General features: G+C 69.5%; 20 protein-coding genes and 2 pseudogenes. 18 read left to right on the top strand and 4 right to left on the bottom strand.

What is annotated here, in order from left to right:
• Positions 1 to 59: 59 nt before the first annotated feature.
• Positions 60 to 467, bottom strand: a complete 408-nt coding sequence (locus tag A3862_RS16180) for an AAA domain-containing protein (RefSeq protein ID WP_111473791.1) — start codon at positions 465 to 467, stop codon at positions 60 to 62.
• A 691-nt stretch (positions 468 to 1,158) separates the two neighbouring features.
• Here A3862_RS16180 and A3862_RS16175 point away from each other — a divergent pair.
• Together A3862_RS16175 and A3862_RS16170 are read left to right on the top strand one after the other, a co-directional pair.
• Complete coding sequence (locus A3862_RS16175) at positions 1,159 to 4,164, top strand: N-6 DNA methylase (RefSeq protein ID WP_111473790.1); 3,006 nt, start codon at positions 1,159 to 1,161, stop codon at positions 4,162 to 4,164.
• Positions 4,164 to 4,823 carry a hypothetical protein gene (locus tag A3862_RS16170; protein WP_111473789.1) on the top strand — a complete coding sequence of 220 codons (660 nt, stop codon included), beginning with the start codon at positions 4,164 to 4,166 and terminating at the stop codon, positions 4,821 to 4,823. Before A3862_RS16175 ends, A3862_RS16170 begins: the two co-directional genes overlap by 1 nt.
• A 506-nt stretch (positions 4,824 to 5,329) precedes the next feature.
• Here the strand turns inward: A3862_RS16170 and A3862_RS31835 are convergent.
• Together A3862_RS31835 and A3862_RS16165 are read right to left on the bottom strand one after the other, a co-directional pair.
• On the bottom strand, positions 5,330 to 5,512 hold the full coding sequence (locus A3862_RS31835) for a hypothetical protein (RefSeq protein ID WP_205782293.1): 183 nt from the start codon (positions 5,510 to 5,512) through the stop codon (positions 5,330 to 5,332).
• 45 nt (positions 5,513 to 5,557) lie between these two features.
• Positions 5,558 to 6,034, bottom strand: a complete 477-nt coding sequence (locus A3862_RS16165; RefSeq protein WP_205782291.1) for a hypothetical protein — start codon at positions 6,032 to 6,034, stop codon at positions 5,558 to 5,560.
• Between A3862_RS16165 and A3862_RS16160 the strand changes: the two genes are divergently transcribed.
• The 8 genes and pseudogenes from A3862_RS16160 (at position 6,033) to A3862_RS16130 (ending at position 16,193) form a co-directional block, all read left to right on the top strand.
• Positions 6,033 to 6,245 (top strand): hypothetical protein, encoded by a 213-nt coding sequence (locus A3862_RS16160; protein ID WP_111473788.1) that lies wholly within the window; start codon positions 6,033 to 6,035, stop codon positions 6,243 to 6,245. The two genes, A3862_RS16165 and A3862_RS16160, sit on opposite strands and share 2 nt — an antisense overlap.
• A 140-nt stretch (positions 6,246 to 6,385) precedes the next feature.
• Positions 6,386 to 6,583: a hypothetical protein gene (locus tag A3862_RS16155; protein WP_111473787.1), complete on the top strand. Its 198-nt coding sequence runs from the start codon at positions 6,386 to 6,388 to the stop codon at positions 6,581 to 6,583.
• Positions 6,576 to 7,466, top strand: coding sequence for a PAS domain-containing protein (locus tag A3862_RS32125; protein WP_236961348.1), 891 nt, complete (start codon positions 6,576 to 6,578; stop codon positions 7,464 to 7,466). Before A3862_RS16155 ends, A3862_RS32125 begins: the two co-directional genes overlap by 8 nt.
• An 81-nt stretch (positions 7,467 to 7,547) precedes the next feature.
• Positions 7,548 to 9,398 (top strand): annotated as a pseudogene (locus A3862_RS16150) (PAS domain S-box protein); the annotation flags it as partial.
• A 213-nt stretch (positions 9,399 to 9,611) separates the two neighbouring features.
• A complete protein-coding gene (locus tag A3862_RS16145; protein ID WP_048434647.1) occupies positions 9,612 to 9,806 on the top strand; it encodes a ribbon-helix-helix domain-containing protein in 195 nt (64 codons plus the stop codon).
• Positions 9,793 to 13,206 carry a PAS domain S-box protein gene (locus A3862_RS32520; protein WP_164706375.1) on the top strand — a complete coding sequence of 1,138 codons (3,414 nt, stop codon included), beginning with the start codon at positions 9,793 to 9,795 and terminating at the stop codon, positions 13,204 to 13,206. The genes A3862_RS16145 and A3862_RS32520 overlap by 14 nt, the downstream gene beginning before the upstream one ends.
• A gap of 364 nt (positions 13,207 to 13,570) precedes the next feature.
• Complete coding sequence (locus tag A3862_RS16135; RefSeq protein ID WP_236961342.1) at positions 13,571 to 15,574, top strand: hybrid sensor histidine kinase/response regulator; 2,004 nt, start codon at positions 13,571 to 13,573, stop codon at positions 15,572 to 15,574.
• 358 nt (positions 15,575 to 15,932) lie between these two features.
• On the top strand, positions 15,933 to 16,193 hold the full coding sequence (locus A3862_RS16130; protein WP_111473784.1) for a hypothetical protein: 261 nt from the start codon (positions 15,933 to 15,935) through the stop codon (positions 16,191 to 16,193).
• 185 nt (positions 16,194 to 16,378) lie between these two features.
• Here A3862_RS16130 and A3862_RS32110 read toward each other — a convergent pair.
• Positions 16,379 to 16,948, bottom strand: a pseudogene (locus A3862_RS32110) (inorganic diphosphatase).
• 629 nt (positions 16,949 to 17,577) lie between these two features.
• On the opposite strand from A3862_RS32110, the gene A3862_RS16115 reads away from it, so the two are divergent.
• From A3862_RS16115 to A3862_RS16080, 8 genes are read left to right on the top strand one after another with little or no spacing between them, the layout of a single operon-like run.
• On the top strand, positions 17,578 to 19,326 hold the full coding sequence (locus A3862_RS16115; protein WP_236961335.1) for a methyl-accepting chemotaxis protein: 1,749 nt from the start codon (positions 17,578 to 17,580) through the stop codon (positions 19,324 to 19,326).
• On the top strand, positions 19,319 to 20,800 hold the full coding sequence (locus A3862_RS16110) for a chemotaxis protein CheW (RefSeq protein WP_111473780.1): 1,482 nt from the start codon (positions 19,319 to 19,321) through the stop codon (positions 20,798 to 20,800). Before A3862_RS16115 ends, A3862_RS16110 begins: the two co-directional genes overlap by 8 nt.
• Positions 20,797 to 21,903: a chemotaxis-specific protein-glutamate methyltransferase CheB gene (cheB, locus tag A3862_RS16105; RefSeq protein WP_111473779.1), complete on the top strand. Its 1,107-nt coding sequence runs from the start codon at positions 20,797 to 20,799 to the stop codon at positions 21,901 to 21,903. Before A3862_RS16110 ends, cheB begins: the two co-directional genes overlap by 4 nt.
• Positions 21,904 to 21,950: 47 nt before the next feature.
• Positions 21,951 to 22,475, top strand: coding sequence for a HEAT repeat domain-containing protein (locus A3862_RS16100; protein ID WP_236961321.1), 525 nt, complete (start codon positions 21,951 to 21,953; stop codon positions 22,473 to 22,475).
• Positions 22,476 to 22,479: 4 nt separating this feature from the next.
• Positions 22,480 to 23,343 carry a CheR family methyltransferase gene (locus A3862_RS16095; RefSeq protein WP_236961320.1) on the top strand — a complete coding sequence of 288 codons (864 nt, stop codon included), beginning with the start codon at positions 22,480 to 22,482 and terminating at the stop codon, positions 23,341 to 23,343.
• The gene (locus tag A3862_RS16090) at positions 23,336 to 23,740 is read left to right on the top strand and encodes a response regulator (RefSeq protein ID WP_111473776.1); all 405 of its coding nucleotides are present in this window, start codon (positions 23,336 to 23,338) and stop codon (positions 23,738 to 23,740) included. The genes A3862_RS16095 and A3862_RS16090 overlap by 8 nt, the downstream gene beginning before the upstream one ends.
• Positions 23,737 to 26,010, top strand: coding sequence for a chemotaxis protein CheA (locus A3862_RS16085; protein ID WP_111473775.1), 2,274 nt, complete (start codon positions 23,737 to 23,739; stop codon positions 26,008 to 26,010). Before A3862_RS16090 ends, A3862_RS16085 begins: the two co-directional genes overlap by 4 nt.
• Positions 26,010 to 26,261, top strand: coding sequence for a hypothetical protein (locus A3862_RS16080; RefSeq protein WP_111473774.1), 252 nt, complete (start codon positions 26,010 to 26,012; stop codon positions 26,259 to 26,261). Before A3862_RS16085 ends, A3862_RS16080 begins: the two co-directional genes overlap by 1 nt.
• Positions 26,262 to 26,293: the final 32 nt, after the last annotated feature.

Below are 26,293 nucleotides of genomic sequence, written 5' to 3'. Positions count from 1 at the left end.
CCGCTTCCATCTTGGTGGAGCCGGCATCGGCGTTTGGACAGCTTTCCACCTCGCGGTCATTAGGTTGGCTCGCGCAACTCCAACGATGCGGGCCAGCTCCTCGCCAGGTGGGCGAACGCGCCGGCATCGGCCCAGGCCGGGCGGGACCCGACCACGTAGAGGTTCTCCTGGGCCCGGGTCGCGGCGAAGTTGAGGATGTTGTGCGCCTCTCCCGCCCATCCCCGAGTACCCCGTTGGGCTGGCATCGGGGTCCCAAGGACGAGGATCACGCTGTCGGCCTCGCGGCCCTGAACGGTATAGACGGTGCCGATCCGCTCGCGCTTCCAGCGGTACGTGTCCTGGGTCCACTTCGACACGACGCCCGATGCCAAGATGCGTTCGCGAAGGCGCCGGGCCACAATGAGGAAGGGGCTAATCACGTGGAGGTCGAGGTCCGGCAACCCGGCATCGGAGAGGCGGCGCAGCATGTCGAGACCACGGCCCCTCGGCGTCCGACCACTTGTCCTCGGTGTGCCCGCCGGCCAAGTCGAGCCATTGGGAAGGTCCCAGGACGTCGCGGATGGCGGAGGCCCGGCTTGGCGTCGCCCGGGCACGCTCAAGAAGATGGACGTTCGGGTCGCGTTCGGGCGCTGTTTCGAACCCTGCGATGAGGGCCGCTACGCTCGCCGGGCCCGCTGAGGACGGGAGGCCCGGACGGCCCGGGCGCTTCCGGTTCAGGCCATGCCTTGAGGATGCGGACTTGGGGCGAAAGCCACACGCCAGGGCCCCTGCGGCATCGGCCGAACGCGGGACAGATGCGCCCTCTCCGTGCAGAAGGCTCGTCGGCGCCGGGGTGGCGCGGCCCCGATGCTGTGAAACGCCAAGCCTGGATCCATAATGGCGTCGGCCCCTCGATCCGTTCACTCCATCGCAAACCCGACGCCTCACACTCAAGCTTCCCCGGCCGGCGCAAGCCGTCCCATCCCCTCGTGCCCCGCCTTCCATGCAGAGCCACGCCACCTCTCCCAGACGCCGGGACGACCGTGCCGCGACCTCACTCGGGCGGGCGGCGTGGGAAGGCGTCGCGCCCGTCGTCCGCATCCGCAGCCCGGCCCGCGCGGCCGGCCGTCGCGGCGACTTAGCAGGCGCCAGGAAAGCCGCCCTTTTGGGAGGGTCGTCATGAGCGACCTCCTCGAACGGGTCCTGTCGCGGACCGGCTTCGTCGATGCCGGCCGCGGCGACATGCCGGGGCTCCGCCGGCATGCGGTCGGCAACCCGCACCTCGAAGCGGCCTTCTCCCCCAGGGCTGGCCTCCAGGCGGACGCGGTCTACGAGACCGATGACGGCGCCAAGCTGATCGTGAAGGAGACCGACGCCGGTGAGGCCGGGGAGATGCACGAGCGGGCCTGGAACCTCGGCTTGGCCCCGCTCCTCTGGATCGTTACGCCTTACGAGGTCCGGGTCTACGACGCGTTCCGCGGCGTTGGGACCGAGGAGGACCGGGGGCCGGTCGCGACCTATCGTACGGACGTCAAGGCCGAGATGGCGGCCCTCGACGAGTTCTGCGGCCGCTTCTCGCTGGACACCGGGACGTTCTGGGCCTCCGACCTGGCGAAGGGCATTCATCGCGCAGGCAAGGTTGACCAGGTCCTGCTCCAGGAGATCCAGTCCCTCGAACAGCACCTGGTGGAAGTCTCGGTGGCCCAGCCGGGAGGCATGGGCATGGCGGAGGCCCGGGGCGCCTGCCAGGAGCTTGTGACCGCGACCTTGTTCGCGAGCTACGTCACGGACAGGGGCGACATCGCGACGCCCTTCGACGGGTCCCATCGCCTCGGGGATGTGGGCCTGGCCGAGCTCTTCCGCTCGCGGTCGTCGGCCCTGGCGCTGTTCGACTGGCTGCACGAGACCTTCAACGGCGACGTGTTCCCGCAGGGCATGGGGGAGAGCCTGCGGGACGAGCACCTGCCGCTGCTTGAAGACTTCGCCCGGGGTACGAGCCTCAGGAAGCGCGACGCGGGGCAGATGCGGCTCTTCCGCTTCCGGTTTGACACGGTCCCCATTGAGCTTATCAGCGCGGTCTATGAGGCGTTCGCCCGGCGGGCGGCGTCGGATATGGCGCGCGAGCTGGGGCTTCACTACACCCCGGTCGAGCTCGTCCACATGGCGCTCGACCCCGTCTTCGAGGACCTCGACGGCACCGCGCGCATTCTCGATCCCACATGCGGCTCGGGCCTCTTCCTCGTGCAATCCCTGCGACGCTTGGCATGGAAGTGCTGCGGCGACGGCCCGAGGCCGCGTTCCGTGGTGCGCGACATCCTCTACCGGCAGGTGCACGGCATCGACATCCAGAGGGCGGCGCTGCGGATCGCGGCCTTCAGCCTCTACCTGGCCGCCTTGGAACTGGAGACTACGGCCGATCCCGGGGAGAGTATCCGGTTCGAGCCGCTCATCGGCCGCACCCTGCACGAGATGGACTTCCTCTCCGCCGCGGCGCGCGACCTCGCGCGCGGGCTCGGCGTCGACGCGGTCGTCGGCAACCCGCCCTGGACGCACGCCGCCAAGGGCGGGGACGAGGGACGCACCAGGAAGGCCAGAGCCAAGGACGACGACGGCGGCTCGGGCCGCTCGCCCGACCATCGGTTCCTGCTGGCCGCGGTCGACGTCGTCGGGCGGGGCGGGCGCATCGCGATGTACCTGAAGGCCACGCCCTTCATGTCGAGGATGTGGTCGGCCCGGCTCTTCCTGGAGCGGCTGCTGAACGGCCTCGACCGGGTCGCGCTCATCAACATGTCGCCCCTGCGCATGTCGGGGCTGTTCTCGGAGGCCAAGGCCCCGGGCCTGTTCCTCTGCGCCAATTGCGGGAACCTGCCGCCGTCCGACAGGATCCTCGTTGGCACGTTCCCTTGGACGGACGACTTCGAGCGGAGCGGCGCGCTCGCCCTGTCCTCCGCAGACATCGCCGAGGCCGGGAAGGCCGACGTCATCGCGAACCCTTCGTACCTCAAGGCGTCGTCGCTGGGCACGCCGCGCGACATCGCACTGATCGAGCGGTTCGAGCACGAACTCGTGCCCCTCGGGTCCTTCCTCTCGGAGGCGGGCGTCGTCTCCGGGCAGGGCTTCCAGGTCAAGGGTGAGGCCCGCGACAAGCCCAAGGCCGTGCCGGAGGCCATCCTGGACCTGCCGTCCGTCAAGCCCGAGGATTACGCGCCCCTGAGCCTGGAAGGACGGCCCAAGCCGAGCCTGCGCCAACGCGGGCACCTGGAGCTCCTGCATGCCCGGAGCCGTGATCTGTACCGCGCGCCCCTAGTGGTGTTCCCGAAGTCCGCGCACAGGCTTGCCCTCCATCCCGGCAGGACTAGCGCCGCGCTTTCCGGTGAGGACCTCGCCTTCTCGCACGGCTTCTACGGGTTCTCGTTCGCCGAGGCCGACCCAAGGCTGCCGGCCATCGTTTGCGCCCTATTGAACTCAGCGATGCCGAGCTACCAGTTCCTCCTAGGGGCTGGTCCCATCGGCATGGAGCGACCAAACGTGCTGCTGCAGGACCTCCGGGCCCTGCGCATCCCGCGGTTCGTCCCAACCGACGCCCTGGCGGAGAAGGCGGGACGCGCCCTAGCGAGCGCCCGATACGACGGCTGTGAGGCCGTCGACGCACTCGTCGCTGACCTCTACGGTCTGAGGGGCGACGAACGCGCTCTCGTCCGCGACGCAGTGGCCCGCGGGCGCTCGACGCTCCTTGGGACCGCCTTGGCGCGCCTCCAAGACGTCGAGCCCCCGGAGGGGCGGCAACTCGTCGATTACGCCGCCGCCGCTTGCCGCACTGTGAACGCCGTCCTCAGGATCTCCGGCCGCCAGCACCTCGTCGCCGAGGTCGCGCCCGGCTCGAAGCTCGGCGACGACCGGCTCGACCGGTTCGCCACCGTCCGGTTCCGGACCGAGCCGGGGCGCGCCCCAGCGGACGTGGTGTCAGCGATGCCGGACACGGAGGCCGGGCGGCTTCTCCACGACCTCCGCCACCATCTCCTGCGGTCGCCGACCCCCTACCTGCGGGAACGCCGCTCCGTCCGCATCTACGACGGGGCGCAGGTCACCATGGTCAAGCCGGCACAGCGACGTTACTGGACGGTCGCCGCCGGGTTGCAGGATGGCGACGCCATCCTCGCGGACCATGCCCCGGGGCGCGCCTGATGCCGTTCCAGCGACAGGGCGTCCGGCCGGTGGGGCGCGGCGACCTCGGCATCTCGGACGACAACCTAGTCCTGATCGTCCAACTGGTCGTGCAGGCGGCTCGGCGCACGCGCCGGCGCCTGTACGCGCGCGGCGTGACTTTCGACGAGAACAAGATCACCATCGAGCTGCACAAGGAGATCGTCCGCATCATACGGCGGCGCGGCTTCTACCACCTCGCGTTCATGCTGGAGGCGAGCCTGAACAACCCGGACGGCGAACTCGGCAAGGTGGACGGCCGGATCGACCTGCAGGTCGTATTCGCGGAGTGGCTGCGACCGGAGGAGTATTATTTCGGCGTAGAGTGCAAGAGGCTGCGGCCGGGGGATTCCGGCACGTTCCGGTACTACGTCGACGCGGGCGTGGGGAAATTCGCTGACGGGACCTACGCCCCGGGCCATCCCGCGGGGATGCTCGTGGGCTACCTCATGGCCGACGCTGAGGGGGCCGTGATGGACGAGCTCTCGCGCAGGGTGTCCTCGAAGTATCCCGGGGCTGTCCCGCTGAACGGCTGGCCGGACAAGTCGTACCGCGATGCCGACATCGTCGCCGGGGATGTGCCCCGCGCCGCCGGGCAGCCCATCAACATCCTGCATACCGTCGTGCGGATGCACGGCTGAGGCGGTTGGGCCCGCGGAGGGTTCAAGCCCTCCTGTCGCCGGCACGGTCGACTTTGCTGGGACGCGTAACACCTTCGAGCCGGAGAGTCGAAATAGCAGGGCAGCAGTTCGCCAACCGCTTGTTCAGCTATGCGCCATCAGCGGCCCTTCGAACAGGGCCGCTGGAATGGCCGCTTACCCTCCGAAAGCTGCCATTGGCATGAGATGACAGGTCCCGGCGGCCACAACGTCCTGACTTAGAGATTGTCCGAACGGCGTCCGTCCCAGCTACGACGCGGACCCAATGAGGTTAAAGCTTTAAGTCCGAACGGGATCACATACAGGCGCGATGGCGACGTCGACTTCTATGCACAGCCGATCAGCGCCGGATGGAAACGGGTATTATTTCGGATCGTAGTGTCACTTGCCTTTGCAGGCCGATAAAGCAGAGCAAGTTCTGTGGGTGCCGTATAGTGGCTACGCTTGATCGGGAAAGCACATTTCGGTGGAGTGCCTTGTCCGGGCCGTCACCGATCCAGGAGTGTCCCGGTGCGCAACAGGTGACAAACATCGTCTGCGACCTGATTGAGGGCACCAAGCTTTTCAATCAGTTGAGCCGGACGGCTACCCCGCAGGCCGGCGAGCGTCAACTGCCTGTCGCGGACGTAGGTGTAGACGCCGCTGACGGCGAACGGGGAGGCATGGGCCACGTCGGTCTTCAGGTTCTCGCTGGCGCGAAGGAAGGCGTCGGACGCTTAGACCATGCTCCTTTCCAGGGGAGAGGCGAACGCAAGATCGACAATCGCGATCAGGCGGCGTTCGGCGGGGACTTCGTGCCCGACGTTGGGCGCCGGGGGGGCCGGGTGGGCGTTGTCGTAGGGCTCCGGCAGATGGAGGCGGACCCGCATCACTGCGTCCTCGGTGGCGAGTGCCCGAGCGAGGCGATCCACGCGGTCGCCGAACGCCGGCACGTCGTCGTGAGCGGCCCCGAGATGGAGATGGATGCGGTCCAGCCCGTCATCGGCGTTCGGGGATGGGTCGGCGACCCGGTCAACGAGCGTCGTCGACCCCTTTGGCAGCGCGTAGGCGACGGTGGCGGCGAACATGTTCTGCTCGTCGGCGAATAGGATCGGGCAGGCCTCGTTGAAGTCGGCCTGATCCTGCGCGGTGTGGAAGCCGATCTCGACGCCACCGTCGAGGTCGTAGTCCGGGAAGGGCCGGATGCCGTCCATGGTGCACTCCGCCCAGATCGTCGAGGACGAGGACCAGGCCTTCTACCTCGCCGAGAGCTCCGGCGACGAGCTCCAACTGGCCGAGGACGGCAAGACGCAGATGCTCCCCGAGCCGGCCGTGCCCGAGCACCACGTCGCGATGCTGCTGTCGGGTCGGCTCAAGGCCACCAACGGCCTGAGACCCGTCAAGGGCGGGACGGAGTGGGTCTAGGGTCCACGCTCAACCAGCTTGACCACGCGAGCGGCAGCTTCCGCGCCGTTTGGGAAAGGTCGGAAGGTCCGCTCCCATGCTTTGCCGGCGCGGCGAATACGTGACTTGTGAGGAGTCCCCCCACAGGGCAAATCCCGGCCATGACCGTGCGCAAAAGCATCATCGTCTCGATCACCCGGGAACAGGACGACCCCATCCGGTCGTGCCTGCAATCCGGCCGCGTCGCGAGCACCCGAGAGACTGTGCGCGCCGGGCAACGGCTGCTCGACCGCGACGATGCGGTTACGCCGAGTGAGACGCAGGTCGAGCGGGAACGGGGCGGTACAGCTCATGCCTGAACTCATGGCGCAGGCCGCTGCATCTGTGAACGGGGGCGGATTGGGTGCGCTCATGCGAGCGCACGACTGGGCGGCCACCCCCCTTGGCCCATCGGCGGACTGGCCGCAGCCGCTGAAGACGCTCGTGGAAGTTATGCTCGCCGCCGGTCAGCCGATGTTCGTTGCCTGGGGGCCGGAACGGACCCTGCTCTATAACGACCCCTACGCCGTTCTGATGGCTGACCGCCATCCGGCCGGGCTCGGCCGGCCCTTCTTCGAGGTTTGGCCGGACATCGCTGACGTGTGCCTGCCTCTTTTCGCGCGGGTGTTCTCCGGCGAGCCCGTCCACATGGATGAGATCGAGCTGCACATCGACCGGCCCGGTCGCGCGAGGGAGGCGTTCTTTTCGTTCTCCTATACGCCCGTCAGTGATGAGGGGGGCATGGTAGCTGGCGTATTCTGCGCATGCAGCGAGATCACCGCGCAAAAGGCCGCCGAGCGCGCCGAGAAGCGCAGCAAGGCCCGACTGGAAACGGCGCTCCGAGTTGCACGGCTGGGAACGTTCGAGTGGTTTCCCGCGACGGGGCTGGTCGATCTCGATGCCCGCTGTCGCGAGATCTACGACGCGCCCGAGGCTGGCGACGTTCAGGCCGGGGACATCTTCAGTCGCGTCGCCCCGGAGGATTTCGACCGGGTCGTGACACGCTGCACGGAGGTCATCGAACGCGCGAGCCATCCCGATGCCGACCCCCTCAGGGAACGTATCTCCCTCGACTATGACGTCCTGGTTCCGGATGGCTCGCGGCGCGCGATTTCCAGCAGCGGCGTCGTTTTCAAGGGTGAGGACGGGACCTGGCGAATGCTGGGCGCCATCGGTGACGTGACGGAGATCAGACGCGCGTAAGCACGGTTGCGTGACCAGAACGCCACCTTGGAACAACGTGTCGAGGAGCGCACCGCCGAGCGCAACCGGATCTGGCGGGTCAGCCGCGACATGCTGCTGGTCAGCGACCTCGCGGGCGTGTTCCAGACCATCAACCCTGCATGGACCCGCGTTTTGGGCTGGACCGAGGGGGAACTGATCGGCCGCACCTCCGAGTGGCTGGAGCATCCCGACGACCGGGACAGGACACGCGCTGAGGTCCGTCGTCTCGCCGAAAGTGGTGCTCCGACGCTGGCGTTCGAGAACCGGTACCGGACGCGGGCGGGCGACTACCGCCACCTATCTTGGACCGCCGTTCCGGAGGGGGGACGCATCTATTGCGTGGCGCGGGACGTGACCGAGGAGAAGGCGCAGGAAGCCGAACTCGCGGCGCGTACCGCCGAGCGCGACCGATCCTGGCGCTTGGCGCAGGAACTCCTGGTGGTCGCGTCCCCGGACGGCACCTTGGAGGCCGTCAACTCTCGATGGACGACCCTACTGGGTTGGACGGAGGATGAACTGCTCGGCTCCAGGTTCATCTCTTACACCCATCCCGAAGACCTGGACGCCACCCTGGTGGCCTTTGCCGGCATCTTCGAGAAACCTCTCACCGAGCCTTACGTCTACCGCTTCCGCGGCAGGGACGGCTCCTACCGTTGGTTCGGCTGGACGGCAGCATTCGAGGAAGGGCGGGTCTACGCGGCCGGTCGTGACGTGACGGTCGAGAGAGAGCAGGCGGAGGCGCTGCGCCAGAGCCAGAAGATGGAGGCGGTCGGCCAACTCACGGGTGGGCTCGCGCACGACTTCAATAACCTGCTCGCGGGCATCTCCGGCTCCCTGGAGATGATGCAGAACCGCATGCAGCAGGGCCGCTTCCAAGATGTCGAACGCTACATGGCGGTCGCGCAGGGAGCCTCGAAGCGCGCCGCCGCCCTGACGCACCGATTGCTCGCCTTCTCGCGCCGTCAGACCCTCGATCCGAAGCCGACCGACGTGAACCGGCTGGCCCTCGGCATGCAGGAGATGATCCAGCGCACGGTCGGGCCATCCATCCCGATTGAGGTGGTCGGGGCCGCCGGTCTCTGGCCCGCGCTGGTGGACCCCTCCCAGCTTGAAAACGCGCTCCTGAACCTGTGCATCAACGCCCGCGACGCGATGCCGGGCGGCGGACGTATCACCGTCGAGACCGCGAACAGGTGGCTGGACGAACGGGCCTCGCGCAAGCTCGACATGTCGGAAGGCCAGTACCTCTCGCTGTGCGTGACCGACACCGGCACCGGCATGCCGCCGGAGGTGGTCGCGCGGGTCTTCGAGCCGTTCTTCACCACCAAACCCATCGGTGAGGGCACCGGCCTCGGCCTGTCGATGATTTACGGATTCGCGCAGCAGTCCGGCGGACAGGTGCGGATCTACTCGGAGGTCGGACAGGGCACGACGGTGTGCATCTACCTGCCCCGCCACTACGGTGAGGTCGAGGACGACGAGCACTTGGCCAAGCACGATGCGCTACCCCGTTCCGAGCAAGGCGAGACCGTGTTGGTGGTGGACGACGAGCCGTCCGTGCGGATGCTCGTCACCGACATCCTTGAAGACCTCGGCTACACGTCCATCGAGGCCGGCGACAGCGCGGCGGGCCTCAAGGTGCTGCAATCGAACGTGCGGATCGACCTGCTGGTGACCGATGTCGGCCTTCCCGGCGGCATGAACGGACGTCAGATGGCCGACGCGGCTCGCGTGTCCCGTCCGAACCTCAAGGTGCTGTTCATCACGGGCTACGCCGAGAACGCGATCCTCGGCAACGGTCATCTCGCTCCCGGCATGGCGGTGCTGACCAAGCCGTTCCCAGTCGAGACCATGGCCGCGCGCATCCGCTCGATGATCGAGGGCGGCAAGGAACAAGCGCGCCGCTCCTGACCCTCCGTCCGGAACGCGCAGGAGGCGGAGCGTCCGGTTTATGCCGCTGACACGCTCGTGCTCGCACACGACCTGCCGCCGAAAGTGAAAGGACACCTGTTTGTCGATACCGCCTGTATAGGACGGCATGACATCCGGAACTGCGACCACACGTCTGCGTGAGACGGGTGTCGCGACCGCGACACCCGTCGGAGGAGCTGCTACGAGCCTCGGATGGCTGCCAAGCATTCCCGACACATCGCCCTGACCGAACCGTTGATCGCCTACGTCGAGGCCCAGGTCGCCAAGGGCGAGTACACCTGCATCAGCGAGGTCGTCAGGGCGGCACTCCGCCAGATGATCGAGCGCGACGAGGCGAAGGCCGCCCGTGGACCCGCCAGCCCGGAGGTCGCCCGTGACCGCGCCTGAGGACGCCGCGCACGATCCGGCCAGGCTCGCCGCCCTCGACCGCTACGGCATCCTCGACACGCGCGGCGAGCAGGGCTTCGACGACATCGTGCTGCTCGCGTCGCGCATCTGCGGCACGCCGGTCGCGCTGGTGAGCCTCGTCACTGCAGACCGGCAATGGTTCAAGGCCCGGATCGGCTTCGACCCCTGCGAGACGCCGCTGTCGCAATCGGTCTGCGCGCATGCCTTGCAGCAGCCGGGCCTGCTCGTCATCCCGGACCTGACCGCCGACCCGCGGACCCGGGACAACCCCCTGGTGACCGGGGAACCAAGGCTCAGGTTCTATGCCGGTGCCCGGCTTGAGACCCCCGAGGGCAAGCCGCTCGGGACCTTGTGCGTGATCGACGGCAAGCCCCGGCCCGAGGGCCTGACGCCGGAGCAGGCCGAATCCCTCGAAGCGCTCGCCCGTCAGGTCATGGCGCAGATGGAGCTGCGCCGGTCGATGGTTGCCCGCGACGACGCCGTGCGGCGGGTCCGCGAGGCGGATACCCGCCACCGCCAGATCCTCGACAGCGCCGTCGACTACGCCATCGTGACGATGGACCTCGACGCGCGGGTCACGAGCTGGAACGCCGGCGCCGAGGCCATCCTCGGCTGGTCCGAGAAGGAGATGTGCGGCGAGCCGGCCCATGTCTTCTTCACCGAGGAGGACGTCGCCGCCGGCATCCCCGAGCGCGAATTAAAAGGCGCCAGGGAGCAGGGGCGCGGCAACGATGAGCGCTGGCACCAGCGCAAGGACGGCTCCCGCTTCTTCGCGCTCGGCGAGATGATGCCGCTGCACGCCGAGGACGGCAGCCACGTCGGCTACCTCAAGATCCTGCGTGACCGCACCGGGCAGCGCCTCGCGGCCGAGGAGCTCCAACGCCAGACCGACCTGCTGCAGACCGTCACCGACCACGTCAGCGAGGCGGTGTTCCAGCTCGACCTCGACGGCGTCGTCACCTTCGCCAACCGCGCCGCCCACGTCCTGCTCGGCTGGGAACCGGAGACCCTGGTCGGGCAGAACCTGCACGAGGCCGCCCACCACCACCATCCCGATGGGCGCCCGTTCCCGGCCTCCGAATGCGGCTTCGTCGCGGCCATCCGCGAGGGGCAGACCCTTCGCCAGCGCGACGCGACCTTCTTCGACCGGGACGGCGCCCCCGTCGAGGTGGTGTGCTCGAACGCTCCCGTCCTTCAGGGCGGCACTGTCGTCGGGGCCGTGCTCACGGTCTCCGACGTCACCGGCCGCCGACGGGACGAGCGCCGCCTGCGGGAGGTCAACGCCGAGCTTGAGCTGCGCGTCGCCGAGCGGCACGCGGCCGAGGCGCGGCAGCGCTTCCTCCTCAACCTGACGGACACGCTTCGCGAACAAGGCGGTCCCCGCGGCCGGATGCAGGCGGCCGTCGATGCGTTGGGGGCCTATCTCCGGGCGAGCCGGGTCGGCTACGGGCTGATCGGGACCGACGGCCTGACCGCCGTTTTGGGCACCGAGTACGTTGACGGCGTCGCGGCGCTGGCCAACACCTACCCGCTCGACGCGTTCGGGCCCGGCAACATCGCCAACCTCAGGGAGGGCCGGACATCCGTCTACGCGGATGTCGAGGCCGATCCGGACACCGCCGGCCTCGGGATGGGCGCCTTCGGCATCGCCGCCCTCGTCGCCGTACCGCAGGTCCACGAGGGCCAGCTGCGCTCGGTCGTCTACGTGAACCAGCGTGAGCCGCGGGTCTGGACGCACGACGAGGTCTCGCTGGTCGAGGAGGTCGCGGCCCGGATCTGGGACGCCGTCGAGCGCGTCCGCGCCCAGGGCGCGTTGCGGGCGCTGAACGACACGCTGGCGGCCCAGGTCGCCGAACGCACCAAGGAGCGCGACCGGATCTGGCAGGTGAGCCAGGACATGCTCGGCGTCGCCGACGCGACAGGAGTCTGGGTCAGCATCAACCCGGCCTGGCGGCGCATCCTGGGATGGGAGGCCAACGAGATCATCGGCAAGACCTCGGAGTGGCTCGAACACCCGGACGACCGCGAAAGGACCCGGGCCGAGGTCGCCCACCTCGCCGCCGGCGGCCTGACGCTCGCCTTCGAGAACCGCTTCCGTGCCCGCGACGGCAGCTACCGGACGCTGTCGTGGACGGCCGTGCCGGTCGAGGGGATGCTCTATTGCGTCTCGCGCGACGTCACCCTGGAGAAGGAGCGCGCGGCGACCCTGCTGCAGGCCGAGGAGGCGCTGAGGCAATCGCAGAAGCTGGAGGCTGTCGGCCAATTGACTGGGGGCGTCGCGCACGACTTTAACAACCTGCTGACGGTCATCAAGTCGTCGACCGACCTCCTGAAACGCCCGGACCTCGCCGAGGAGCGCCGGGTTCGCTACATCGCCGCCATCTCCGACACGGTCGACCGGGCCGCCAAGCTCACCGGGCAGCTCCTCGCCTTCGCGAGGCGACAGGCGCTGAGGCCGGAGGTGTTCGACGTCGGCCGGAGCGTCAGGGCCATCGGCGAGATGGTCGGGACCCTTACCGGCGCCCGGATCGCGGTTTCGATCCATGTCGGCGACGAAGCCTGCCACGTCAGCGCCGACCCGAGCCAGTTCGACACCGCGCTGGTGAACATGGCGGTCAACGCCCGCGACGCCATGGACGGCGAGGGTCGCCTCGACATCTCGGTCGAGGCGGTGGGCGTTGTTCCGGCGATGCGGTCGCATCCCGCGCAGGTTGGGGACTTCGTCCGGATCGCGCTGACCGACACGGGATCGGGTATCCCGGACGATCAGGTGGACCGGATCTTCGAGCCGTTCTTCACCACCAAGGGCGTCGGCCAGGGCACCGGGCTCGGCCTCTCCCAGGTGTTCGGCTTCGCCAAGCAATCCGGCGGCGAGGTGGTGGTCGAGAGCGAGGTCGGACGTGGCACCACCTTCGCCCTCTACCTCCCGCGCGCGGACGCAGGCGCCGGCCGGGTCGAGGAGCCGGTGGCGGTCGACGCGGTCGTCGACGGGATAGGCACCTGCGTCCTGGTGGTCGAGGACAACCGGGAGGTCGGCGCCTTCTCGACCCAGACGTTGGAGGAGCTCGGCTACGGCACCCACTGGGTCGCGAACGCCGACGAGGCCCTGGCGGCGCTCGCGGAAAAGCCGAACGGTTACGACGTCGTGTTCTCGGACGTGGTCATGCCCGGCATGAACGGGGTCGAGCTCGGGCGGGAGGTCCGGCGCTTGTATCCCGGACTGCCGGTGGTTCTGACCAGCGGCTACAGCCACGTCCTGGCGCAGGAGAGCGACCACGGATTCGAGCTGCTGCAGAAACCGTACTCGGTCGAGGCGCTGTCGCGCATACTCCGTCGCGCGGCCTCGAAGCCCCGGCGTCGCAGCCGGGTGGTCGGTTAGGTGGGAACGGCGATGGCCCGTGTCCGCCGACCGATGCCGGGCATCCGATGGGACCTATCGGAAGGCGCAGCGTTGAGCCGTGACGTTTCCCCGGACCGCACCGTCTCTCCGCTCGTAACCGATGATTGGCGGATACCCCCCACAAACGAAGCCCATGCTCGCAAGCACCACGCTGCACGCCGCCTCGAACATCCGAACCTCCTGGTCCGGTGGCCTAAAAGAGGCCTGCTTCTCCCGTCGGTTGCCGGGGGGCCCATCCTCGCGGGGCGACCGCGCGTGACGCTTTCGCACACCGTTTTCGGCGGGGCCTGATCGCGTGTCCGGCGCACCACCGTTCCTGACCGGCGGCGGGATGGGGGCCCGCATGCGCGCCCACGACTGGTCGGCCTCGCCGCTGGGCGCCCCGGAGACCTGGCCGGCCCCGCTGGGCACGGTCGTCGCCCTGATGCTGGGGTCGGCATTCCCGATGTTCGCCGCCTGGGGGCCGTCCCTCGGCTACCTCTACAACGACGCCTACTCCGTCATGCTCGGCGCGAGGCACCCCGACGCCCTGGGCAGGCCCTTCCGCGACGTCTGGCCGGAGATCTGGGACGAGATCCTCCCGTTCATCGAGCGCGCCATGACGGGCGAGGCGACCTACCAGGAGGACCTTCCCCTGCGCATGCTGCGCAAGGGCTTCGAGGAGGACACGTGGTGGACGTTCTCCTACTCGCCCATCCGCGACGTTGACGGCCGCGTCGAGGGCATGTTCTGCGCCTGCGTCGAGACCACTGCCGCGGTTCAGTCGCGTGAGGCGCTCGCACGTTTGAACGCGGACCTGGGGGAACGCGTCGAGGCCCGGACCCAGGACCGCAACCGCCTGTGGGAGCTCTCCTCGGACATCATGCTCCGCTGCGACTTCGAGGGCCGCATCCTGGCGGTCAACCCGGCCTGGACCGAGACGCTGGGCTGGACCGAGGCGGAACTGGTGGGGTCGAACCTCTTCGACCTGATCCATCCCGACGACCTCGACAGGACGGCGGAGGGCGCGCGCGCCTCGGCCAAGGGCCAATCGCTCGCTCGGTTCGAGAACCGCTACCGGCACAGGGACGGGCGGTATCGCTGGATCAACTGGTCCACCCGTCCGGACGCGGGCGTCATCAACGCCGTCGGGCGCGACGTCACCGCCGAGCGCGAGAAGGCCGAGGCGCTGCGGGCGGCCGAGGAGGCGCTGCGCCATTCCCAGAAGATGGAGGCCGTCGGGCAATTGACCGGAGGCGTCGCGCACGACTTCAACAACCTGCTGACCGTGATCAAGTCCTCCACCGACCTGCTGAAGCGCCCGGGGCTTCCGGAGGAACGGCGCACCCGTTACGTCGGCGCGATCTCGGATACCGTGGATCGCGCCGCCAAGCTCACGTCGCAGCTCCTGGCGTTCGCCCGCCGCCAGTCGCTTAAGCCCGAGGTCTTCGACGCCAACGAGAGCGTCCGGGCCCTCGGCGACATGATGGGCACGCTGACCGGCTCGCGCGTCCGCATCGAGACCAGGCTCTCGGACGAGGCCTGCTTCCTGAACGCGGACCCGAGCCAGTTCGACACCGCGCTGGTGAACATGGCGGTCAACGCCCGCGACGCGATGGACGGCGAGGGTACGCTGACCATCGCGGTGCGAACCGCCGAACGGATGCCGGTGGTGCGGGCCCATCCTCCCGTCGTCGGCGCGTTCGTGGCGGTGTCCGTCATCGACACCGGCATCGGCATCCCGGCCGACCGGATCGCGCACATCTTCGAGCCGTTCTTCACCACCAAGGAGGTGGGCCAGGGCACCGGCCTCGGGCTCTCCCAGGTGTTCGGCTTCGCCAAGCAGTCCGGCGGCGAGGTCACGGTCGAGAGCGTCGTCGGCGAGGGCACCACCTTCACCCTGTACCTGCCGCGCGCGGACGGCGCGGCGAGGCCCCTCGACGAGGCCGAGCCAGCGCCGCTGATGGACGGACATGGCACCTGCGTGCTCGTCGTCGAGGACAACGCCGACGTCGGCACCTTCGCGGTGCAGACGCTGAGCGACCTCGGCTACGTCACGGTGCTGGCCAACAACGCAGAGGAGGCGTTGGCCGAGCTGGCCCGGGACGCGGACCGTTTCGACGTCGTCTTCTCTGACGTCGTGATGCCCGGCATGAACGGCATCGACCTCGCCCACCACATCCGCGAGAACCACCACGACCTGCCGGTGCTTCTGGCCTCGGGATACAGCCACGTGCTGGCGAAGAACGGCACCTACGGCTTCGAACTCCTGCATAAGCCGTACTCGGTCGAGGACCTTTCCCGACTCCTGCGCAAGGTCGCCACCTGGCAGCGCCGAAGGCGCATCCTGGGCGACGGTCGAGCCTGACCAGGTCCGCAAGGGGGGGATCCCGTGTCCCGTCCGGGACGGGGACTTAGCCGATGACACCACCCCGCCGTCGCATTGGCACGAGGTAGGCCGTCAACGACACGGGGGGCGGACGGACCGGCGCAGCCGAAAGGTTTTGTTTGCCCGACGAAGCCCCCCGGTGGTGTTCCTGGGGTTCGGTCGGGCAGAATGCGACGACGACCCGACGACCGGCGTTCGCAGGGGTGAGACGAGACAGGAACCGATGGTCCTGTAACACCTTCCGTCCCTCGTCGAGGACGATGCCCGCCTCGACGCCCTGGCGAGCTACGCGATCCTCGATACCCTGCCCGAGCGGGGCTTCGACGACATCGTCCGATTGGCCTGCCAACTCTGCCAGGTCCCGGTGTCCCTCGTCAGCCTCGTGGGCGGCGACCGGCAATGGTTCAAGGCGCGGGTCAATTTCCCGTCCTGCGAGACCGACCTCAACAGCTCGGTCTGCGCCCGTGCTCTCGCCCAGCCGGACGAGGTGCTGGTCATCCCGGACCTGACCGCGCACCCGAGCCGATCCGCTGCCGAAATCTATCACGCCTGCATGCTTCGACTGGGCGCCGAGGGCGGGCCGCCTCCCCGCCGATAGGCGTCGGGCGGGACGCCGGCTCACGGCGTTGGGAGCCGTCGTCCCGCCCAAGCCGTCGTGCTCTGCCCTGACCGACGCCGGAAGTATCCGCGGTCGCTGATGTGCCCGTACCTGATGGTCAGCCGTTCGCCCGACCGAAAGCCCCGACGCCCTCCCGAACTAAGAGCGCCTCACAAAACTCCCGTTCACAGCCGGTCTCCTCTCCGGGTGCGACGGCGCAGCGGGAGTTTTGTGAGAGACACTAAAGCGAGCGCCACCTCCGCGTCGCCGCGCCGGTGCACCCGGAGGTCCTTGCCGGCAAGCGGGTTGTGGTGGCCGAAGAATACTTTGACCTCGTCGAGAGGGCAGGGTCGCAGGTCGGAAAGGGTATGGACGTGCGCATGCGTGCGGGCTTTCACCGCTACGCCGATCAGACGGTCGTTGCGCTCCAAAGCGCCGTCGCGCTCTCGCTGCTCGGCCTCGATGACGCCCACCAGCCGCGCCTCCAGCATGCAGCCCGAGAAGGCGGGCGCATCGAGCTACAGCAGGATGTCGAGCGGGTTGCCGTCGGCGCCTTTAGTCGAGGGGATCATGCCGAAGTCGTAAGGGAAGTTCGTGCCCTCCGGCATGACCATCTCGAATACGAAGGCGCCGAACGGGTCCGAGGAGGCATACTTGTTCGGGCTACCCTTGGGCGTCTCGACGACGTGGACGTGGCCTGCCTTGCCGAATGTCGGGAGGCGGCTGAGCGGCGGTGGAGCAAGGCGGCGCTCCAGCGCGGCGCCCAGATGGCGCTATGGGTTGTGGAACCTGGGAGGGTGCCGCCGGGTCCGCGGGAGCTCCCGTGCGGTAGCCGGGCGAGACGGCACGACCTGTAGTGATTGGGCTTGCCATTTTGGCGCCGGCACCTGCTCGCGTCGGTCGGTCCCGAGGTGGATGCGGACGCAGTCGCGCGCTCTATGACGATGCGCTGTCGCTCGGGCTGGTCAGGCTGGATCACCTCTGATGCCAGACATCGTGATCCCACAGGGGCGGCGGCCGCTCATCATCCGCGCGGGGGGGGGGGGGCATTGGCGCGCAGAGCATCCACACGCAACCGTACGATACTGCCGGGTTATCCTTGACCAGAGCGCCCTCAGGCTTAGAACCGCGGATTCTACTTCCGAACCCTCCTCACCCTTGCGTTCGGCAGGAGGGACGGTCGAACGCGGGTGAACCGTCCATGGCGCTGGTGAAGAGGACGCGGCTTGCGCCGCAGGAAGGACCCGCCGATGCCGGCGCGAGTGTTCCGAACCCTTCCCCGGTCACGCCCATCCCAGCCGGACGCTCGCGCGAACGGTCCCGTGCGAGGCGGGAGAAGGCCGCCGAGCGGCTCGCCGCCGCGACGGAGGAACTCGCGGCGGGGATGACCGAGGCGTCGGCGGCCGCCGAGGAATTGCGCCGGTCGATGGAGCAGATCGCCTCCGGAGCCGAGGAAGCCGCCGGGGCTGCGCAGGAGTCCATCGGCGCTATCGAGGGCATCGCCGCCAGCCTGTCCGAGGCCCGGGAACGGGCTGACGCCTCGCGCCAGTCGACCACGGCGTTCCAGACGCTGCTGGCGGAGAACGGCGTTCAAATCACCACGTCGGTCGCAGCCGTGCAGGCCAATTCCCACCGACAGTCCGACACGGTCACTTTGATCGAGGAACTCGACCGCGGGGCCGCCAGCATCGGCGAGATCACCGGTACGGTCGAGCACATCTCCGACCAGACTAATCTGCTCGCCCTGAACGCCGCCATCGAGGCGGCTCGTGCCGGCGAGCACGGGCGCGGCTTCGCGGTCGTCGCCGACGAGGTGCGGGCGCTCGCCGAGACGTCCGAAACGAGCGCCGCCGAGGTCCGAACGCTGGCCGAAGCGATCCGCACCGAGGTCCGCGGCGTCGGCGACATCATACGCGCCGCGGCCCGGACGGCGACGGCCGAAGCGGAGGCCGGCAGCCGCGTGACCGCGAGATTGGAGGCAGTCCGGTCGGAACTCGGCACGTTGTCGGAGGGCGCGCAGGACATCCTGGCCGCAGCGGTCGAGGCCGAGACCGCCATCCGAGAGGCGCAACGCGGCGCGGAGCAGATCGCCTCCGCGGCGGAGGAGCAGGCCGCCGCCGCAGGGCAGGCCCAGCAGGCCGTGGCGCAGCAGACGCAATCCCTCGACCAGGCTCAAACGACCGCGCAGGCGTTGGCGGGCCTCGCCGACGACCTGACCGGCAGCGGCTCGGTCCGGGATCGAGCCGAGGAGGTCGCCTCGGCTGCCGAGGAACTCTCGGCCACGGTCCAGGAATTGGCTGGGGCGGCAGGCGAGATCCTCGCCGCCATCGACCAGATCAGCCGCGGGACCGCCATCCAGAGCGCCGCCGCGCAGCAGTCCAGCGCCGCGATGGCCCAGGTCGAGCGTAGCGCCGCAGTATTCAGCTCGAATGCGACGGCCGCCCGAGAGAGCGTCGCCGGCATCGGCGCGACCTTGCGGGACGTGCGCTCGGCGGTCGGCTTCCTCGCCGATGGCGTCGAGCGCTCCCTCGGCGAGACCCGCGCCTGCCTCGCCCGCATTGGCGAACTGGAGGGCAGCAATCGCCGCATCGAGAAGATCGTCGGCTCTATCGCCCTGGTCGCCGTGCAGGTGAACATGCTCGCGGTCAGCGGCGCCATCGAGGCGGCTCGCGCCGGCGAGGGCGGTCGGGGTTTCGCCGTGGTGTCGAACGACATCCGCGCGCTGGCCCGCGACGCGGCGGCGAACGCGGACCGCATCCTCGACACCGTGCGCGCCATACAAGATGGTGTTGCCGCCGTTCGACGCGCGCTTGAGATGGTCGTCGCTGCGTCCGAGACGGAGGCGCAGCGCAATCGGGCTCTGGTCACCACCCTGGCCGGCGTCGAGGAAGACATAGCCCGACTGGAGGCTGGCAACGCCGACGTCCTGACCGGGGCGGACGCCATCGTCGTCGCCGCCCGCGAGGGCCTGAAGGGCTCGCAGCAGATCGCGGCTGCGGCCGAGCAGGCTGACCGCGCCTCAAGCGAAGCCGCAACTGCGGCGCGCCAGCAGTCGAAGGGTGCCGAGGACCTCGCGGCGAGCGTCGAGGAGATCGCGTCGCTCGCCGACGAGTTGCAGGCTGCGGATGCCTGAGGCCGACGGCACGCGCGACCGACGCTACCTCATCTTCACGTTGGGCTCGGACGACTTCGCCCTCGATGCGGGCATCGTCCGCGAGCTTCTCCGGCCGCCCAGATTGACGCGGGTACCTGGCGCACCGGCCGCGCTGGCCGGGCTCACCAACCTTCGCGGTACGGCCCTACCGGTGCTCGACTTGCGCCGCGTCGTACGTCCCGGATTGGAGCCTGCCACGGAACCGACTCGGGTCGTCGTAGCAGAGGCGGCTGAGGCGGTTGGGCTGTTGGTCGACCGCGTCGTCGCGTTCTCGGCAGGCGCGGAATCTTTCGAGGAAGAAGGCCTATCGAAAGTCCGGCGTTTCACCACCACGGCGGGGTCGGGGCAGGTTCGCGTGCTCGATCTCCCGGCCTTGGTCGCGGAAGCGTTTCCCCGTGGGCGTGCGGGCGCGTCCGCGTCCGCAGGCGTCCGGCATGGACGGGATGAGGTTGCCGGCGCGGCGGATGCGGAGCGCGTCGCGCTGGTTTCCTTCACGGCCGCCGGGCGATCCTACGCCTTGCCGCTGGAGCGGGTCGCGGAGGTGCTCGCGCTGCCGCCGGACGTCGTGCCGGTGCCGCTGGCCGGGACCGCCGCCCTGGGCGTCGTCGCGCTGCGGGGCCGGGTGCTTCCGCTGCTGAACTTGCCGGCGCTGCTCGGCCTCGCCGCGCCACTGCCGGGGGCGGAAGCGCGCATCGTCGTCGCGCGGCTCGGAGGATCGGAGACCGGCCTCGTCGTCGATGCCCTGGGTCCGATCCTGCGGCTGGCGCCTGATGCCATCGATCCGGTGCCGTCGGCGTTGAGCCGGGGCGGCGCGACCGCCGTCGACGCGATCTGCCGGCTCGATGCAGCCGGGACGCTCGTCTCCGTGCTGTCCCCCGACCGCCTGTTGGAAGGGACGTCCGTGACCACCTCGACCGTACGCTCCGATAACGCCAAGACCTTGGATGTCATGGCGAGAGATGCGACCGAGCAAGTCGTGGTCTTTGACGTCGGGGGCGAAAGCTACGGCGTAGCGGTCGGCGCGGTGCGGGAGGTTCTCCGCGTCCCGGAGACCATGGCGCGCCTGCCCCGGTCGCCGGACCTGATCGTCGGAGCCATAGACGTGCGGGGTACCGTGCTGGCCGTGGTGGACCAGCGACGACGCTTCGGCCTGCCGCCCGGCCAGGCCGGCCCGCGTCGGCGCATCGTCGTGCTCGAAGCCGGTGGCAACGTCGCCGGCCTGCTCGTCGACGGTGTCTCGCGCATGCTGCGCCTCGACGCGGCCGCGATCCGGCCGACGCCCGACTACTGCGGGGACGCGGAGAACGCCGTCGACCGGGTCGCAACCCTCGACGATGGCAGCCTTCTGCCTATCGTCGACGCCTCGGTACTCCTCGCCGGCACGGACCGCAGCGTGCGCGCTTCGACGAAGCGGCCGCGGCGGCAGGACGCCGGCGCGGAACCCGCGGCATGATCCGCCTCCTGGTCGTCGACGACTCGGCGCTGATGCGCAAGCTCCTCGGCGGCGTGTTCGCGCAGGAAACGGACTTCGAGCTGGCCTTCGCGCGGGATGGCGATCAGGCGCTGGCCGAGCATGCCCGGTTCCGCCCGGACGTGATCACCCTCGACGTCAATATGCAGGGCCTCGACGGCCTCGCATGCCTCGACCGCATCATGCTGGATCGTCCGACGCCGGTGGTGATGGTGTCGTCCCTGACCGCGGATGGCGCGGAGGTCACGCTCGACGCGATGGAGCGCGGCGCCGTCGACTTCGTCGCCAAGCCCGGCGGCGCCGTTTCCCTGGAGATCGACCGCCTCGGTCCGCTGATCGTGCAGAAGGTCCGGGCGGCCGCCCGCGCCCGCCTGCGTCCGACCCTGCGCCTGGCAGAGCGCATCCGTGCCAGGAGCGCCTCCTCGGCCCGCGCCCCGGAGGGATTGCCACCGCGACGAGCGACCGTGCCTTCGCCTGCGACACCGCCCACGTCGTCGCCAGCGCCCGGGCCGGTCGAGGGTGTCGTGCTGGTCGGGACATCCACGGGCGGACCGCCGGCGCTCGATGCCTTGCTGTCGCGATTGCCGGCGGATTTTCCGTGGCCGGTCGTAGTTGCACAGCACATGCCCGGCAGCTTCACCGGGCCCCTGGCACACCGGCTCGACGGCCTGTGCGCCCTGCGGGTGCAGGAAGCCACGCGGCCGATGCCGCTGGCTTCGGGCAACGTCTACGTCGGGAGGGGGGACGCGGATGTGACGCTCGCGCGCCGCCCCTCCGGACTTGTCGTGCAACCGGTGCCGGTTCATGCCGATTACCTTTGGCACCCGAGCGTCGACCGCCTCGTCGCGAGCGCCCTCGAACTGGTCCAACCCTCACGCCTGATCGGCGTGCTGATGACCGGCATGGGCCGCGACGGCGCCGCGACGATGGCAGAGTTGCGGGCGAAGGGCGGCCGCACCATCGCAGAGAGCGAGCAGACGGCGGTGGTGTGGGGCATGCCGGGAGAGCTGGTCCGGGCGGGAGGCGCCACCGTAGTCTCGCCGCTCGACGACATCGCCGACGCGCTGCTGGACATGGTGCCCTGATGCCGCTCGTACGCCGCGATCCGCCCCGTCCGCCCGACAGCACGGACGTGTCTGCAGCCATCCCCGCCCCACGCGACCTCACCAGCCGCACCGGGGCGGCGGACGATCTGGGGAATGCCCTTGAAGCGGAGAAGGACCCGCGCGCTCGTGAAGCTGTTCTCGCGGCGCTTCTGGCCATAGCCGATCCATCCGCCGCTGCCGCGCTCGCCCGGCACCTGCGCTCGGAAGACGCGTCGCTGCGCAACGCCTGCATCGAGGCGCTCCAGGCGATGCCCGCCGCGGCTTCCTCGGTGCTGCCCAGCCTGCTCGCCGACGCGGACGCCGACGTCCGGCTGCTCGCCACCGAGATCGTGCGGACGCAGCCGACCGAGGCCGCAAATGGCATGCTGGCGCGCCTGCTTGAGCGCGAGACCCACCCGAACGTCTGCGGTGCAGCTGTAGAGGTGCTGGCGGAGGTCGGGACGTCCGATGCGGTGCCGTCGTTGCGTGCCGCCCGGAGCCGGTTCTCATCGGAGGCCTTCCTGCCCCAGGCCATCGACACCGTGCTCGCGCGCCTCGGATCGGGGCGTTGAACGCGTGTCCGAACCCACATCGCCGGTTACCGATGCCGACTTCGCGCGCTTCTGCGAGTTCCTGTACCGGCGCACCGGCATCCTGTTCACGCCGGCCAAGCGCTATTTCGTCGACCGGCGCCTCGCCGAACGCATGCAGGCCACCGCGTCCCGCTCGTTCGCGATCTACCTCGCCCGCCTGCGCGCCGACACGGACGGCGAGGTCGAGAAGCTCATCAACGCCTTCACCATCAACGAGACCTATTTTTACCGTGAGGACCACCAGCTCCGCTGCCTGACCTCCGCGCTTCTGCGGGAGCGCGTCACCGACAAGCCGTCAGGGGCGACCGTGCGGATCTGGTCGATGCCCTGCTCGACCGGCGAAGAGCCTTATTCGGTGGCGATCTGGCTCCTGGAGAATTGGCCGGAGGTCGACCGCTACAATATCGAGATCGTCGGCTCGGACATCGACACCCGCGCGCTCGCCGCCGCGGAGGAAGGCCGGTATGGTGAGCGCGCGCTGATGCGGCTGAGCCCGGATCTCGTCGCCCGCTATTTCGTGCGCGAGGAGACCCGCCTCGGCCCGGCCTGGCGCATCCTGGCGGACCTGCGCGGCTCAGTGCGTTTCACCCCCTGCAACCTCACGGAGGCGGCGGCGATGGCCACGCAGGGTCGGTTCGACGTCATATTCTGCCGCAACGTCCTGATCTACTTCGACGACGCCTCTCGACGCGTCGCGGCGGACAACATCTTCGATGCCCTCGTCCCAGGCGGGTTCGTCTGCCTCGGCCATACCGAGAGCATGAGCCGGATCTCCCCTTTGTTCAGGGTCTGCCGCTACGATGACGCCATCGTCTATAGGCGGCCGCGCGAGGGTGAGCATGTCTGAGACTGCGACCGCACCCGTCGAGCCCCCCCGCGTGCTCGTCGTCGACGACGCGAACCTGGTGCGGATGTACTATCGGGGTGTCCTGGAGAAGGCGGGCTTCGTCGTCGACGAGGCGCTCAACGGCATAGAGGGGCTGGAACGGGTACTGAGCACGACCTACGACCTTCTCGTCGTGGACGTGAACATGCCGAAGATGGACGGCTTCAGCTTCCTCCGCGCCCTGCGGGGTCGCGAGCTCCCGATCCGGTCCATCCCCGCCCTTATGACAAGCACCGAGGCCGGCGTCGGCGACCGGGAGGCGGCGCGAGCCGCGGGCGCGAACTTCTATCTGGTCAAGCCGCTCTCCGAGGACGCGCTTGCCGCGCATGCCCTGGCGCTCGCAGGACGGCGCCCGTGAACGAGCTTCTCGAACAATTCCTCGCCGAGACGCGCGAGCTCGTCCAATCGGCCACGGAGGACCTGCTCGCGCTTGAGGCGGCACCGGGCGACGCAGAGGCGGTGAACCGGGTGTTTCGCGCTTTCCACACGCTCAAGGGCTCCGTCGGCCTGTTCGATTACCCGCCGTGGTTCGCGCTCCTGCACGCCGCCGAGGATGGCCTCTCCGCGGCGCGGGTCGGGACTCTCGCGGTGGATGCCAAGCTGATCGACCTCTCGCTGGAGACCCTCGATGCCACGGCGCGATGGGCCGACGCGGTGGAGGCGACGGAGCGGTTGCCCGCCACCGCCGCGACTGAGGCGGCCGGTCTGGCCGACCGCTACCGTTCGCTCATCGGGCGCAAAGCGAAGGTCCAGGCGGCTGATGCGGCAGCGTTACCGGGATGGGCCATCCGTCTCGCCGACCCCGCCGACGTCAGCGGCAAAGCGCTGACAGCGGTGCGATACCTGCCCCGGAACGACTGCTTCTTCTCAGGGGACGACCCGCTCGCGCTGGTCCGGAAGGTACCCGGCCTGCGGGCCGTCTCGGTCGAACCGGCCACGCCGTGGGAACCGGGCGAGGAGTTCGACGCCTATGCCTGCAACCTCGTCATCACCCTGCTGACCGAGGCCCCGCGCCCGGAGGTGGAAACGGCCTTCCGGCTCGTCGGCGACCAGATCACGGTCATTGATATGCCCGTGGCCGGCGCACGGACCGTGGTCGGCGAGGTTCAGACCGGGGTCGCGCCCACGTTGCCGCCGGTCGTCGCCGCAATCCTCGCGGAACAGGTCCGCGTGCTGGCCGCTGAGCACGATGGGGTCACCGACGCGGGCCGTTCGGAAGCTTGCGCCCGAGCGGCGGCGAACGCACTTCGGTCGATTGGCCGTTCCGTCGACGCGGAGCAGTGCGCGCGGGCGCTCGAACGCGGGTCGGATGCCCTCCGAGCGGCCATCGATGCCGTCCTGACCGGCCGGCCGGACACCACTTCCCTGACCGGTGCCGAGGAGGATAGGGGCGCGACCGAGTTCCCCAGTGGAGACGCGGCCCGTACCCTGCGGGTCGACGCCGCCCGGGTCGACGGCCTCGTCGCGCTGGTCGGCGAGCTCGTCGTGGCCCGCAACGCCCTTGGCCATCTCGCCGCCCAGGCCGAGGCCGGCGAGGATGCGGGCACGCTGGCCCGCGCGATCCGCGAGGCCGACGCGAATATCGGGCGCCTCGCGACGACGTTGCATCGGAGCGCCGTCTCGCTCCGCCTCACGCCGCTCTCAGGGGTGTTCCGCCGCTTCACGCGCCCGGTGCGCGAGGCCGCGCGCAGCCTCGGGAAGGAGGTCGTCCTCGACGTCGAAGGCGAGGACACGGAGGCGGACCGGAGCATCGTCGAGAACCTTTTCGAGCCGCTGCTGCACGTCGTACGCAATGCGGTCGACCACGGCCTGGAGGATGCGGCAACGCGGCGACGGGGCGGCAAGCCCGGAGCCGGGCGCATCCGCATGGCAGCCGGGCAGGACGACAACGGCATCGTCGTGTCGGTCTCCGACGACGGGCGCGGGATCGACCCGGCCTTCATCCGCAGCCGGGCAGTCGAGCGCGGCTTATGCTCGGCCGAGGCGGCCGCGACACTCGATGACGAAGCGCTCATCGACCTGATCTTCGCGCCGGGTTTTTCGACGGCGGAGAGCGTCGGCGCCCTGTCGGGTCGGGGCGTCGGCATGGACGTGGTGCGTGCGGCGGCGGTGCGCATGGGCGGCCGCGTCTCGGTCGAGAGCCAAGTCGGCCTTGGCACCATGGTCCGCCTGCACCTGCCCCGGACCGTCGCCCTGGCTCGCATCATGGTGGTCGAAGCGGGCGGGGAATCGTACGGCATCGCGATGGACGCCGTCGTGGAGGTCGTTCGCAGGCCGCGGACGGCCATCCATGCCGTCGCCGGCGGGCGCGCGACGGTCCTGCGGGACCGAACCGTTCCGGTGTTTCGGCTCGTCGATCTGTCGGGGCATGTGCACGTTTCCATCGCGGCCCCGGAGGCCTTGCTCCTGGCCATCCGGGTGGGTCCTGAGACCGCCGCCCTGGAAGTCGACCGCGTCGAGGACCGCATCGAAGCGGTGGTCCGGCCGCCATCCGGCCTCGTGGCGGCCCTGCCGGGGGTGGCAGGCACGACCCTTCTCGGCGACGGCCGCGTGTTGCTCGTGCTCGACCCAGCCTCCCTGCTCGCGGCCGAACCGACGGTGGACCAGATGGCTCGGGAGCAAAGGTGATGGCCGTCGTACGCCGGACCGACGCCGGGTCGGGAGCGCCCATACGCCTGGAAGGGGTCTGCCCGGTCGAGGAGGCCGAGACGCTCGCCCTGCTCATCCTTGAAGACCCGGCCGCCTCGGTGGACTGGACCGCCTGCACCCTCATGCACACGGCGGTGTACCAAGTCCTGCTCCGGCTGCGGCCCAACGTGCTAGGGACCTGCGGCGACCCGTTCGTCGCCCGCTGGCTGACCCCCTTCCAGCCAGGATAACGCGGCGTCCCTGACACTTACGGCTTTGCCCC

Origin of the sequence: Methylobacterium sp. XJLW (assembly GCF_003254375.1) — a bacterium.
In the GTDB taxonomy this organism is placed as follows: Bacteria; Pseudomonadota; Alphaproteobacteria; order Rhizobiales; family Beijerinckiaceae; genus Methylobacterium; species Methylobacterium fujisawaense.
The sequence above is the reverse complement of the archived record's forward strand: the minus strand, read 5'-3'. Positions and strand labels throughout refer to the sequence as shown.